Here is an 11,918-nt window from a genome sequence, read left to right as displayed (position 1 = left end):
GCGTCGTAGCCATCGCGAGCAAGCCCGCTCCCACAAGGTGTTATGCACCTACCCCAACAACTCGCGTAGCACACGGGTGAAGTCGCGGCAGCTGGCCTCTTCATCGGCATGATGCCCGTCGCGAACTACCCATTGGCCGTTAACCATCACGTTGCGTATCTGGCGGTCGCCGCCGGCAAACAACCAGCGGTTTAAAATGGCGTCGTCCTGTGCGGTGGCCAGGTACGGGTCGTTGCCGTCAAGCACCAGCCAGTCGGCGCGTTGACCAACGGCCAAGCCAGCGAGTGGTTGCCCCATCGCTTGTGCACCACCCGCCAGGGCGGCGTCGTACAGCGTACGCCCGACCATCGGCTGATCACTGCGATACATCCGGTTGCGGCGTTGGTCGCGCAAACGTTGGCCGTACTCCAGCCAGCGCAGTTCCTCGACCACGCTCAGTGACACATGGCTGTCCGAACCGATGCCCATGCGCCCGCCTTGAGCGAGGTAATCCACCGCCGGGAAAATACCGTCACCCAGATTGGCTTCAGTGGTCAGGCACAATCCGGCGACGGCCTTGCTCTGCGCCATCAGTTGAACTTCGTCTGCGTTGGCGTGGGTGGCATGCACCAGGCACCAGCGCGAATCGACTTCGACATTGTCATATAGCCACTGGATCGGACGCTTGCCGCTCCAGCTCAGGCAGTCGTCGACTTCCTTTTGTTGCTCGGCAATATGGATATGCACCGGGCAGGTTGTGTCGCTGGCGCCCAGCACTGCGTTTATTTGCCCGGGAGTAACGGCGCGTAACGAGTGAAAACACAGCCCCAGGGTCTGCGCTGGCTGTTGCGCCAGTAGCGGCTTGAGCTGTTGCTGCAATTTGAGGTATTGCTCGGTGCTGTTGATAAAGCGCCGCTGACCGTCGTTGGGTGTCTGACCGCCAAAACCCGAGTGGCTATAAAGTACCGGCAGCAACGTCAGGCCAATGCCGGTGGAGCGTGCAGCTTCGCTAATTCGCAGTGCCAGCTCAGCCGGGTTGGTATAGGGCTGCCCTGACAGATCGTGATGGACATAATGGAATTCCGCCACCGAGGTGTAACCGGCCTTGAGCATCTCGATGTACAACTGACGGGCAATGACGCCGAGTTGTTCAGGGCTGATTTTTCCGACGAGCCGATACATCAAGTCGCGCCACGTCCAGAAGCTGTCATTGGGGTTGCCCGCCACTTCGGCCAAACCGGCCATGGCCCGCTGGAACGCGTGAGAGTGCAGGTTCGGCATGCCCGGCAACAGCGGGCCGCTCAAACGTTCTGCCCCGTGCGCGTCGGCATTGGCTGTAATTTGTGTCAGGCAACCATCGGCACCCACCTCGATTCGGACATTGGCAGACCAGCCAGTCGGTAGCAGGGCGCGCTCGGCAAAGAAGACAGACATCGGTTCGGTACCCCAAAGCTTGTTATTTGTATATACATATACAGATGTTTGCCTGCCCGGTAAACTCCGGCAAGCTACGCCCTTTACTCATGAACAAGGATTGCCTGTGTCGACTCCGCCTGTCGTGTCCCCGCTGGCCGCCCACATGGGCGACAGCCCGGCCCCGCTTTACGCCCGCGTAAAGCAAATGATCACTCAACAGATCCAGAGTGGAAACTGGCCGCCGCATTACCGTGTGCCATCTGAAAGCGAACTGGTGACCCAGTTGGGTTTCAGCCGCATGACCATCAACCGTGCGCTGCGTGAAATGACCGCCGACGGCTTGCTGGTGCGCATGCAGGGTGTCGGTACTTTTGTGGCCGAGCCCAAGACACAGTCCGCGCTGTTTGAAGTCAACAACATCGCTGATGAAATTGCTGCCCGCGGGCACACTCACACCTGCAAGGTCATCAGCCTGGGTGAAGAAATGGCCGGCTCGGAACGCGCCGCCGTGCTCGATATGCGTGAAGGGCAAAAGGTCTTTCATTCCCTGATCGTGCATTACGAAAACGGGATTGCCGTGCAAATTGAAGACCGTTTCGTGAATGCACAGGTGGCGCCGGACTACCTCAAGCAGGATTTCACCCTGCAAACACCGTATGCCTATTTGTCTCAGGTCGCTCCGCTGACCGAAGGCGAGCATGTGGTCGAAGCGATTCTGGCTGACCCCAAAGAGTGCAAGTTGCTGCAAATCGAGCCAGGCGAGCCGTGCCTGCTGATTCGCCGCCGCACCTGGTCGGGCCGTCAGCCTGTGACCGCCGCCCGGCTGATCCACCCCGGTTCCCGTCATCGTCTTGAAGGACGCTTCAATAAATGAGCCAGCCCGTTGTTTTACGTGCCGTCGATTATCCACGCATGCCGTGGAAAAACGGCGGCGGCAGCACTGAAGAAATCACCCGTGACGCAGGTGAAGGCCTTGTCGGTTTTGGCTGGCGCCTGTCGATTGCCGATATTGGCGAATCAGGTGGCTTTTCGCGTTTTGAGGGTTATCAGCGGATTATCAGCGTGCTGCAAGGCGCGGGCATGAACTTGCAAGTTGACGGGGCGAGCACGCGGGCACTGTTACCCTTTGATGCATATGCGTTCAAGGGTGAAAGCACCGTCTCCTGCACCCTGATTGATGGGCCGATCCGTGACTTCAACCTGATCTACGCCCCGCAGCGCTACGCAGCACGTCTGCAATGGCTGGATGCAACCGTCCCGCAACGCCTGTTCAGTTCGGCGCAGACCGTATTGGTGTTCAGTGCGGGCGAGCAGGTGCATGTTGGCCTGGGTAACACCTGCCATGAACACCTGGGCCGCTACGACTGCCTGCAACTAAGCGGCAATCGCGAGTTGCTGGAAATCACGCTAACCGGGCTGTGTTGCGTGATTGAGTTGAGCGCGGTCTGACACAGTCCTGATCAGGTGGGAGCGGGCTTGCTCGCGATGCAGGTGACTCGGTTTATTGGCGGGTCGCAGTGATGCGATCGCGAGCAAGCCCGCTCCCACAGAACACATGCGTTACCAAACGCCCCAAATCAGCGCACACATCTACTTCAGTAACACCCCTCGCTAATTTCTCCCTCTCCACCAAAAAACTTCTCTTGCGGTTGCGCACCTTTATTTCCGTGGCTTGCAGCTTTTTCATCAGGAAAATTTTCAGATTGGCCGCTAACTTGCATATGCTTGTATGTACAAGTACATAAGTGTGCGTCGATCCTCTTCTCACACCCGACGCATCTGCCCAACGCTGAGGAGTTACCCGTGACTTCAACTACCCCAAAATCGCCTGCCGAGTTCACCCGTCACCGTGATGGTGAGATCCGCGCCGCCCGCGGCACCCAGCTCACTGCCAAAAGCTGGATGACCGAAGCACCCCTGCGGATGCTGATGAACAACCTCGACCCGCAAGTGGCCGAGAATCCGACTGAACTGGTGGTGTATGGCGGTATTGGCCGGGCAGCGCGCAACTGGGAGTGCTACGACAAAATCGTCGAAAGCCTGACCAACCTAAACGATGACGAAACCCTGCTGGTGCAATCGGGCAAGCCGGTCGGCGTGTTCAAAACCCACAGCAACGCGCCACGGGTACTGATCGCCAACTCCAACCTGGTACCGCACTGGGCCACCTGGGAGCACTTCAACGAACTCGACGCCAAGGGCCTGGCCATGTACGGCCAGATGACCGCCGGCAGCTGGATCTACATCGGCAGCCAGGGCATCGTCCAGGGCACCTACGAAACCTTCGTCGAGGCCGGTCGCCAGCACTACAACGGCAGCCTGGTCGGCAAGTGGGTACTGACCGCAGGCCTGGGCGGCATGGGCGGCGCCCAACCACTGGCAGCAACTCTGGCCGGTGCCTGCTCGCTGAACATCGAATGCCAGCAAAGCCGTATCGATTTCCGTCTGGCCACCCGTTATGTCGACGAGCAAGCCGCGGACCTGGATGACGCACTGGCGCGTATTGCCAAATACACCGCTGAAGGCAAAGCGATTTCCATTGCCCTGTGCGGCAACGCTGCTGAACTGCTGCCAGAAATGGTTCGCCGTGGTGTGCGCCCGGACATGGTCACCGACCAGACCAGCGCCCACGACCCGCTGAATGGCTACCTGCCAAAAGGCTGGACCTGGGAGCAGTACCGCGACCGCGCCGTGACCGATCCGGCTGCTGTGGTCAAAGCTGCCAAAGCGTCAATGGGTGAGCACGTTGAAGCGATGCTGGCATTCCAGAAAGCTGGCGTGCCGACCTTCGACTACGGCAACAACATCCGTCAGATGGCTAAAGAAGTTGGCGTAGAAAACGCCTTCGACTTCCCGGGTTTTGTCCCTGCTTATATCCGCCCACTGTTCTGCCGTGGTGTAGGGCCGTTCCGCTGGGTCGCACTGTCGGGGGATGCCGAAGATATCTACAAGACCGATGCCAAGGTCAAGGAGCTGATCGCCGACGACGCCCACCTGCACAACTGGCTGGACATGGCGCGCGAGCGCATCAGCTTCCAGGGGCTGCCGGCACGTATCTGCTGGGTCGGCCTGGGCCAGCGTGCCAAGCTGGGCCTGGCGTTCAACGAAATGGTGCGCCGCGGCGAGCTGAAGGCCCCGATCGTGATCGGCCGCGACCACCTGGACTCCGGCTCGGTGTCCAGCCCGAACCGCGAAACCGAAGCCATGCAGGACGGTTCGGATGCTGTGTCCGACTGGCCACTGCTCAATGCCTTGCTCAACACTGCCAGCGGCGCGACCTGGGTGTCGCTGCACCACGGCGGCGGCGTCGGCATGGGCTTCTCCCAGCATTCGGGCATGGTGATCGTGTGTGACGGTACCGATGAAGCGGCTGAGCGCATCGCCCGTGTCCTGCACAACGACCCGGCCACCGGTGTAATGCGTCACGCCGATGCCGGTTACGACATCGCCATCGATTGCGCCAACGAGCAGGGCCTGAACCTGCCGATGATCAACGGCTGACCTCTGGTCTCCCGTGGGAGCGAGCCTGCTCGCGAACGGCCTTCGCGAGCAGGCTCGCTCCCACATGGTTGTTAAAGATTTCTATAATTTTCGGTAACACGCGTGAAGGAGTATTAACGTGCTTGAGTTAAACCTGATCCCCGGCCAACTGAGCCTTGCCCAACTGCGTGACATTTATCAGCAGCCGGTTACCCTCAGCCTGGACGCGAGCGCCTCGGCGCAGATCGATGCCAGCGTGGCGTGCGTTGAGCAGATCCTTGCCGAAAACCGCACCACCTACGGTATCAACACAGGTTTTGGCTTGTTGGCTTCGACCAAAATCGCCAGTGAAGACCTGGAAAACCTCCAGCGTTCGCTGGTGCTGTCCCACGCCGCTGGTATCGGCGAACCGATCAGCGATGACCTGGTGCGCCTGATCATGGTGCTCAAGGTCAACAGCCTGAGCCGTGGTTTCTCCGGGATTCGTCGCGTGGTCATCGATGCATTGATCGCCCTGATCAATGCCGAGGTTTACCCGCATATTCCGCTCAAAGGTTCGGTGGGCGCATCGGGCGATCTGGCGCCGTTGGCGCATATGTCGCTGGTGCTGCTGGGTGAAGGCAAGGCCCGTTACAAAGGCGAGTGGCTGGATGCCGTCACTGCCTTGAAACAAGCCGGTCTTGAGCCGCTGACCCTGGCTGCCAAGGAAGGCCTGGCCCTGCTTAACGGTACTCAAGTATCGACGGCCTACGCTCTGCGCGGTCTGTTTGAAGGCGAAGACCTGTTTGCCGCTGCGATGGCCTGTGGCGGCCTGACCGTTGAAGCCGTTCTGGGTTCGCGCTCGCCGTTCGACCCACGCATTCATGCTGCCCGCGGCCAACGCGGTCAAATCGACGCGGCGGCGATTTATCGCGATCTGCTGGGCACCAGCAGCGCAGTGTCCGAGTCGCACAAAAACTGCGACAAGGTACAAGACCCGTACTCCTTGCGCTGCCAGCCACAAGTCATGGGCGCCTGCCTGACCCAGTTCCGTCAGGCCGCCGAAGTGCTGGGCATTGAAGCCAACGCGGTGTCGGATAACCCGCTGGTATTTGCCGAACAGGGCGACGTGATCTCCGGCGGTAACTTCCACGCCGAGCCGGTTGCCATGGCTGCAGACAATATGGCGTTGGCCATTGCCGAAATCGGTTCGCTGAGTGAGCGTCGCATCTCGTTGATGATGGACAAGCACATGTCGCAACTGCCGCCGTTCCTGGTGGCCAATGGCGGCGTCAACTCCGGTTTCATGATCGCCCAGGTGACGGCTGCGGCCCTGGCCAGCGAGAACAAGGCGTTGTCCCACCCGCATAGCGTGGACAGCATTCCTACCTCGGCCAACCAGGAAGACCACGTATCGATGGCGCCTTCTGCAGGCAAGCGTCTGTGGGAAATGGCCGAAAACGTTCGCGGTGTTCTGGCCATTGAATGGCTGGCCGCGTGCCAGGGCCTGGATCTGCGTGATGGCCTGAAAACGTCCGCCAAGCTGGAAATCGCTCGCACCACCCTGCGCAGCAAAGTCGCGCATTATGAAAAAGACCGTTTCTTCGCACCGGACATCGAAATCGCCATGCAACTGCTGGCGTCCCGTTGCCTGAACGCACTGCTGCCTGCACACGTTCTGCCAAGCCTGTAATCCAAAAAAACGCAGAGGGCCTACGGGCTCTCTGCGTCTCTGTTTTCGCCGACAAAAATAATCAAGGACGCGAAATGCAAAACCAGACTCAAGGTTTGAAACGCGGGCTTTCCGCTCGCCACATCCGTTTCATGGCGCTGGGTTCAGCGATCGGGACGGGTCTTTTCTATGGTTCAGCCGCTGCCATCCAAATGGCTGGACCTGCTGTGCTGCTGGCTTACCTGATTGGTGGCGCGGCGGTCTTCATGGTCATGCGCGCACTGGGCGAAATGGCCGTGCACAATCCGGTGTCCGGTTCCTTCGGTCACTACGCCAGCACCTATCTGGGGCCCATGTCGGGCTTTATTCTCGGCTGGACCTATGCCTTCGAGATGATCATCGTGTGTCTGGCCGATGTCACCGCGTTCGGTATTTACATGGGCTTCTGGTTCCCGGAAGTGGCGCGCTGGATCTGGGTGCTGGGCATCGTGCTGCTGATTGGCGGCCTGAACCTGTGCAGCGTTAAAGTCTTCGGTGAAATGGAGTTCTGGCTGTCGCTGCTCAAGGTTGCCGCCATCGTGGCGATGATCCTGGCCGGTTTCGGCATCATGCTGTTTGGTATCGGCACCTCGGGCAGCTCCGATGCGGTGGCGACCGGCATCAGCAACCTGTGGTCCTTCGGCGGCTTCATGCCCAATGGCGTGGGCGGTTTGATCGCCTCGTTTGCCGTGGTGATGTTTGCCTTTGGCGGCATTGAAATCATTGGTATTACCGCTGGCGAAGCCAAAGACCCGCAGCGTGTGATCCCTAAAGCGATCAACGCGGTGCCGCTGCGCATTCTGCTGTTCTATGTACTGACTCTGTTTGTACTGATGGCCATTTACCCGTGGACTCAGATTGGCAGCCAGGGCAGCCCGTTTGTGCAGATCTTTGACAGTCTGGGTATCAGCTCGGCGGCCACCATCCTCAATATTGTGGTGATCTCGGCGGCAGTGTCGGCGATCAACAGCGACATCTTCGGTGCAGGCCGCATGATGTACGGTCTGGCCCAGCAAGGGCAGGCGCCCAAGGGCTTTGCCAAAATCTCCAGACACGGCGTGCCGTGGATGACCGTGCTGGTAATGGGCGCTACCTTGCTGGTGGGTGTGGTGCTTAACTACCTGATCCCGGAAAACATCTTTTTGGTAATCGCCTCGATTGCGACCTTTGCCACGGTATGGGTATGGCTGATGATTCTGGTCACCCAGGTGGCCATGCGTCGTTCCATGACCCGTGAACAAGTGGCCGAACTCAAGTTCCCGGTGCCGTTCTGGCCGTATGCGCCGATTGCCGCCATTGTGTTCATGGTGTTTATCTTCGGCGTACTGGGTTACTTCCCTGAGACACAAGCCGCGCTAATGGTAGGTGTGGTCTGGATTCTCATGCTGGTTGTGGCTTATCTGCTGTGGGTAAAACCTGCAGCGGGTCGGGCAATTGAAGTGGCTCCCGAGCTTTCCTGAGTTTTTGATCATTGACGGAGTGACGCGATGAAAACCCTTTGGCAGCACTGCAATGTCGCAACAATGGCCAACGGCACGTACTCGATCATCGAGGATGCCGCCCTCGTCACCCGTGACGGCTACATTGAGTGGCTTGGCCCGCGTCAGCAGTTGCCGACGGGCGAATATGGGCAAATCCACGGCCTTGAAGGCTCGTGGGTAACGCCGGGGCTTATCGATTGCCATACGCACACGGTGTTTGGCGGCAACCGCAGCGGTGAGTTCGAGCAGCGCCTGCAAGGCGTGAGCTATGCCGAAATCGCCGCGGCCGGCGGCGGTATTGCCAGCACTGTGCGTGCGACCCGCGCGGCCAGCGAGGACGAGTTGTTCGACAGTGCCCGTCAGCGTTTGCAGTGTTTGCTGCGCGATGGCGTGACCAGTGTCGAGATCAAGTCCGGTTATGGCCTGAGCCTGGAGAGTGAACGCAAAATTTTGCGGGTGATCCGCCGTCTTGGCGAAGCGTTGCCGGTCACGGTGCGCAGCACCTGCCTGGCCGCCCATGCCTTGCCGCCGGAGTTCAAGGATCGCGCCGATGACTATATCGAGCATATCTGCAACGAGATGCTACCCGCGCTGGCGGCCGAAGGGCTGGTGGACGCTGTGGATGCGTTCTGCGAATACCTGGCGTTCTCACCGGCCCAGGTCGAGCGGGTGTTCAAGGTAGCGCAACAATTGGGCCTGCCGGTCAAATTGCACGCCGAGCAACTGTCTTCATTGCATGGCTCCAGCTTGGCGGCGCGCTATCAGGCGCTGTCGGCCGATCATCTGGAATTCATGACCGAAGAAGACGCCATTGCCATGGCCGCCTCCGGCACCGTGGCCGTGCTCTTGCCCGGTGCGTTTTACTTCTTGCGTGAAACCCAGTTGCCGCCGATGGAGGCCCTGCGCAAGCACGGGGTAAAAATCGCCATTGCCAGTGACCTCAACCCGGGAACCTCGCCGGGACTGTCGTTGCGCCTGATGCTGAACATGGCCTGCACCCTGTTCCGTATGACCCCCGAAGAAGCCCTGGCCGGGGTCACCCTGCACGCGGCAACGGCATTGGGCATGGGCGAGACCCACGGCTCGCTTGAGCCCGGCAAGGTGGCCGACTTTGTCGCCTGGAACATTGATCGTCCGGCAGACCTGGCTTATTGGCTGGGCGGTGATCTGGACAAACGCGTCGTGCGTAGCGGCGTTGACGTAACGCTTTAGGAGAAAGCTTGTGGACAAGGTTCTGACATTCAAACAAGGCCGCGTGCCGTTGCTGATCAGCATGCCCCATGCTGGTCTGAAACTGACTCCGGCAGTCAAGGCCGGGCTGATCCCTGAGGCGCAAAGCCTGCCGGACACCGACTGGCATATCCCGCAGCTTTACGACTTTGCCAGCGAGCTGGGTGCCAGCACCCTGGCAGCCGAGTATTCGCGGTTTGTGATTGACCTCAATCGCCCGCAGGACGATGCGCCGATGTATGTGGGCGCTACCACAGGTTTGTTCCCGGCCACGCTGTTTGATGGCGTGCCATTGTTTCGTGAAGGGCTGGTGCCTACGAAAGAGGAGCGTGCGACGTACCTGGAGCAGATCTGGAAACCCTATCACCAGACCTTGCAACAGGAACTCAAACGCATGAAAGACGAGTTTGGCTATGCGCTGCTGTTTGATGCGCATTCCATTCGTTCGCAAATCCCTCATCTGTTTGACGGCCGTCTGCCGGACTTCAATCTGGGCACCTTCAATGGTGCCAGTTGCGATCCGACGCTGGCCCGCGATCTTGAAGCCATTTGTGCCGAGCATCCAGCCTACAGTCATGTACTGAACGGACGCTTCAAGGGTGGCCATATCACCCGTCATTACGGCAGTCCGGTGGACAACATCCATGCTGTGCAACTGGAACTGGCGCAGTGCACCTATATGGAAGAGTTCGAGCCGTTCAACTATCGCGAAGACCTTGCGGCACCGACCCGGGTGGTACTCAAGCAATTGTTGGCGCGGATTATTGAGTGGGGCCGGGAACGTTAAGTCAAAAGCCCCTCACCCTAGCCCTCTCCCGGAGGGAGAGGGGACAGAGTGCGCGCGGCCTCAAGAACACCGACAATCAGCCCCCCTCGCCCTACAGGAGAGGGTTGGAGGCGCGCCACCGATCCAAACCCCATCCTTTTAGTAAGGGCATGCTCAATACCTCCAATCGGGTTTATGATGCCTGACGGCAATCTCTTTCGACCCCTCCCTGGAGTGCGTAATGCAGACCTTGTTCCCGCAGATCAAACCCTACGCCCGGCATGAACTGGCGGTCGATGGCCCGCATGTGCTCTACGTTGACGAGAGCGGTTCGCCAGACGGCCTGCCGGTGGTGTTTGTCCACGGCGGGCCGGGGTCGGGTTGCGATGCCAACAGCCGCTGCTATTTCGATCCGGGCCTGTATCGCATCATCACCTTTGATCAGCGCGGCTGTGGTCGCTCGACACCGCACGCCAGCCTGGACAGCAACACCACGTGGGATCTTGTCGCCGATATGGAGCGGATTCGCCTGTACCTGGGCATCGACAAGTGGGTGTTGTTCGGCGGTTCGTGGGGCTCGACCCTGTCACTGGCGTACGCGCAAAGCCATCCAGCGCAAGTACATGGCCTGATTTTGCGTGGGATCTTTCTGGCGCGGCCGCAGGAAATCGAATGGTTCTATCAGGCAGGGGCCAGCCGGATTTTCCCCGACTACTGGCAGGACTATATCGCGCCGATCCCTGAGGAAGAGCGTGACGACCTGATGAGTGCCTTTCACAAGCGCCTCACGGGCAACGACCAGATTGCCCAGATGCATGTGGCCAAGGCATGGTCGACCTGGGAAGGCCGCGCCGCCACCCTGCGGCCCAACCCGCAGGTGGTCGAGCGCTTCTGCGACCCGCACCGGGCATTGTCCATTGCCCGTATCGAATGCCACTACTTTATGAACAACGCGTTCCTTGAGCCCAATCAACTGCTGCGGGACATGCACAAGATTGCCCACCTGCCGGCCGTGATCGTGCATGGCCGCTACGACATGATCTGCCCGCTGGATAACGCCTGGGAGCTGCACCAGGCCTGGCCGGGCAGTGAGCTGCAAATCATCCGTGAAGCCGGGCACGTCGCTTCCGAGCCCGGCATTACCGACGCCCTGGTGCGCGCCACCGAGCAAATGGCCCGTCGTCTGCTCAACTTGCAGCCTGACGAAGCATGAAGGGGCTGTTGCAGCGCGTCAGTGGCGCGCGGGTGGAGGTAGCGGGGGAGATTGTCGGTTCAATCGATCAGGGCTTGCTGGTGCTGGTTGCCGTCGAGCCCGGGGATACCGAAGCCAGCGCCGCCAAGTTGCTGCATAAGCTGCTCAACTATCGGGTATTCAGCGATGCCGAAGGCAAAATGAACCTGTCACTGGCCGATATCGGCGGCGGCTTGCTGCTGGTTTCGCAATTTACCCTGGCGGCAGACACCAAGAGCGGCCTGCGTCCGAGCTTTTCCACGGCAGCACCACCGGCATTGGCCGAGGCGTTGTTCAATCAGCTGCTTGAAGCGGCAAAACGACTTCACCCCAGCGTCGAATCGGGGCGTTTTGGCGCTGATATGCAGGTGCATTTGATCAATGATGGCCCTGTGACATTTTTGTTACAAACCTAAAACCCTGAAAAACCGTGTTTTCGTCTGAAAACAGGGGGTTTTAGCGAGAAATACTTGCTGACAGTAGATGCGTTGTAACGCGGGCTACTAGATAATCCTGCGCTACACAGAGACTAATCCGACACGTCCGGGGAATCATTTATTCCTTTGACGGTCGGAACAGTGCTCGCCAACCTGGCATTTAGATCGCTGGCCGTTGGTTTCATCATCTGTTTTCGGCGAGGTTTGC

10 protein-coding genes are annotated in these 11,918 nt (G+C 59.4%); 9 read left to right on the top strand and 1 reads right to left on the bottom strand.

The annotated features are described in order from the left end of the window. Positions 1–48: 48 nt before the first annotated feature. On the bottom strand, positions 49–1,413 hold the full coding sequence (locus tag PPTH39_RS18950; protein ID WP_130872301.1) for a formimidoylglutamate deiminase: 1,365 nt from the start codon (positions 1,411–1,413) through the stop codon (positions 49–51). A 145-nt stretch (positions 1,414–1,558) separates the two neighbouring features. On the opposite strand from PPTH39_RS18950, the gene hutC reads away from it, so the two are divergent. The 9 genes from hutC to dtd all read left to right on the top strand — a co-directional run bounded on the left by hutC (position 1,559) and on the right by dtd (position 11,689). Continuing rightward, a complete protein-coding gene (gene hutC, locus PPTH39_RS18945; protein WP_153326946.1) occupies positions 1,559–2,269 on the top strand; it encodes a histidine utilization repressor in 711 nt (236 codons plus the stop codon). Continuing rightward, complete coding sequence (locus PPTH39_RS18940) at positions 2,266–2,844, top strand: HutD/Ves family protein (RefSeq protein ID WP_095017740.1); 579 nt, start codon at positions 2,266–2,268, stop codon at positions 2,842–2,844. The genes hutC and PPTH39_RS18940 overlap by 4 nt, the downstream gene beginning before the upstream one ends. Before the next feature lie 354 nt (positions 2,845–3,198). After that, positions 3,199–4,896: a urocanate hydratase gene (gene hutU / locus PPTH39_RS18935; RefSeq protein WP_095017739.1), complete on the top strand. Its 1,698-nt coding sequence runs from the start codon at positions 3,199–3,201 to the stop codon at positions 4,894–4,896. A 118-nt stretch (positions 4,897–5,014) separates the two neighbouring features. Further along, positions 5,015–6,547 (top strand): histidine ammonia-lyase, encoded by a 1,533-nt coding sequence (gene hutH, locus PPTH39_RS18930; protein WP_095000818.1) that lies wholly within the window; start codon positions 5,015–5,017, stop codon positions 6,545–6,547. Positions 6,548–6,621: 74 nt separating this feature from the next. Further along, positions 6,622–8,025, top strand: a complete 1,404-nt coding sequence (locus tag PPTH39_RS18925; RefSeq protein ID WP_095017738.1) for an amino acid permease — start codon at positions 6,622–6,624, stop codon at positions 8,023–8,025. A 27-nt stretch (positions 8,026–8,052) separates the two neighbouring features. Next, positions 8,053–9,258 (top strand): imidazolonepropionase, encoded by a 1,206-nt coding sequence (hutI, locus tag PPTH39_RS18920; RefSeq protein WP_130872300.1) that lies wholly within the window; start codon positions 8,053–8,055, stop codon positions 9,256–9,258. Positions 9,259–9,268: 10 nt separating this feature from the next. Continuing rightward, complete coding sequence (gene hutG, locus PPTH39_RS18915) at positions 9,269–10,063, top strand: N-formylglutamate deformylase (RefSeq protein WP_095017736.1); 795 nt, start codon at positions 9,269–9,271, stop codon at positions 10,061–10,063. A gap of 220 nt (positions 10,064–10,283) precedes the next feature. Then, positions 10,284–11,255: a prolyl aminopeptidase gene (gene pip, locus PPTH39_RS18910; protein ID WP_095000822.1), complete on the top strand. Its 972-nt coding sequence runs from the start codon at positions 10,284–10,286 to the stop codon at positions 11,253–11,255. Then, positions 11,252–11,689 (top strand): D-aminoacyl-tRNA deacylase, encoded by a 438-nt coding sequence (gene dtd / locus PPTH39_RS18905; RefSeq protein ID WP_095000823.1) that lies wholly within the window; start codon positions 11,252–11,254, stop codon positions 11,687–11,689. Before pip ends, dtd begins: the two co-directional genes overlap by 4 nt. The last annotated feature ends 229 nt before the right edge of the window (positions 11,690–11,918 follow it).

The organism is Pseudomonas bubulae (genome assembly GCF_900618535.1).
In the GTDB taxonomy this organism is placed as follows: domain Bacteria; phylum Pseudomonadota; class Gammaproteobacteria; order Pseudomonadales; family Pseudomonadaceae; genus Aquipseudomonas; species Aquipseudomonas bubulae.
The sequence above is the reverse complement of the archived record's forward strand: the minus strand, read 5'-3'. Positions and strand labels throughout refer to the sequence as shown.

Excerpts from the sequence above, each read along its gene's own strand:
- PPTH39_RS18950 (WP_130872301.1), bottom strand. The coding sequence starts at position 1,413 with ATGTCTGTCTTCTTTGCCGAGCGCGCCCTGCTACCGACTGGCTGGTCT.
- hutC (WP_153326946.1), top strand. The coding sequence starts at position 1,559 with ATGGGCGACAGCCCGGCCCCGCTTTACGCCCGCGTAAAGCAAATGATC.
- PPTH39_RS18940 (WP_095017740.1), top strand. The coding sequence starts at position 2,266 with ATGAGCCAGCCCGTTGTTTTACGTGCCGTCGATTATCCACGCATGCCG.
- PPTH39_RS18925 (WP_095017738.1), top strand. The coding sequence starts at position 6,622 with ATGCAAAACCAGACTCAAGGTTTGAAACGCGGGCTTTCCGCTCGCCAC.
- hutI (WP_130872300.1), top strand. The coding sequence starts at position 8,053 with ATGAAAACCCTTTGGCAGCACTGCAATGTCGCAACAATGGCCAACGGC.
- pip (WP_095000822.1), top strand. The coding sequence starts at position 10,284 with ATGCAGACCTTGTTCCCGCAGATCAAACCCTACGCCCGGCATGAACTG.
- dtd (WP_095000823.1), top strand. The coding sequence starts at position 11,252 with ATGAAGGGGCTGTTGCAGCGCGTCAGTGGCGCGCGGGTGGAGGTAGCG.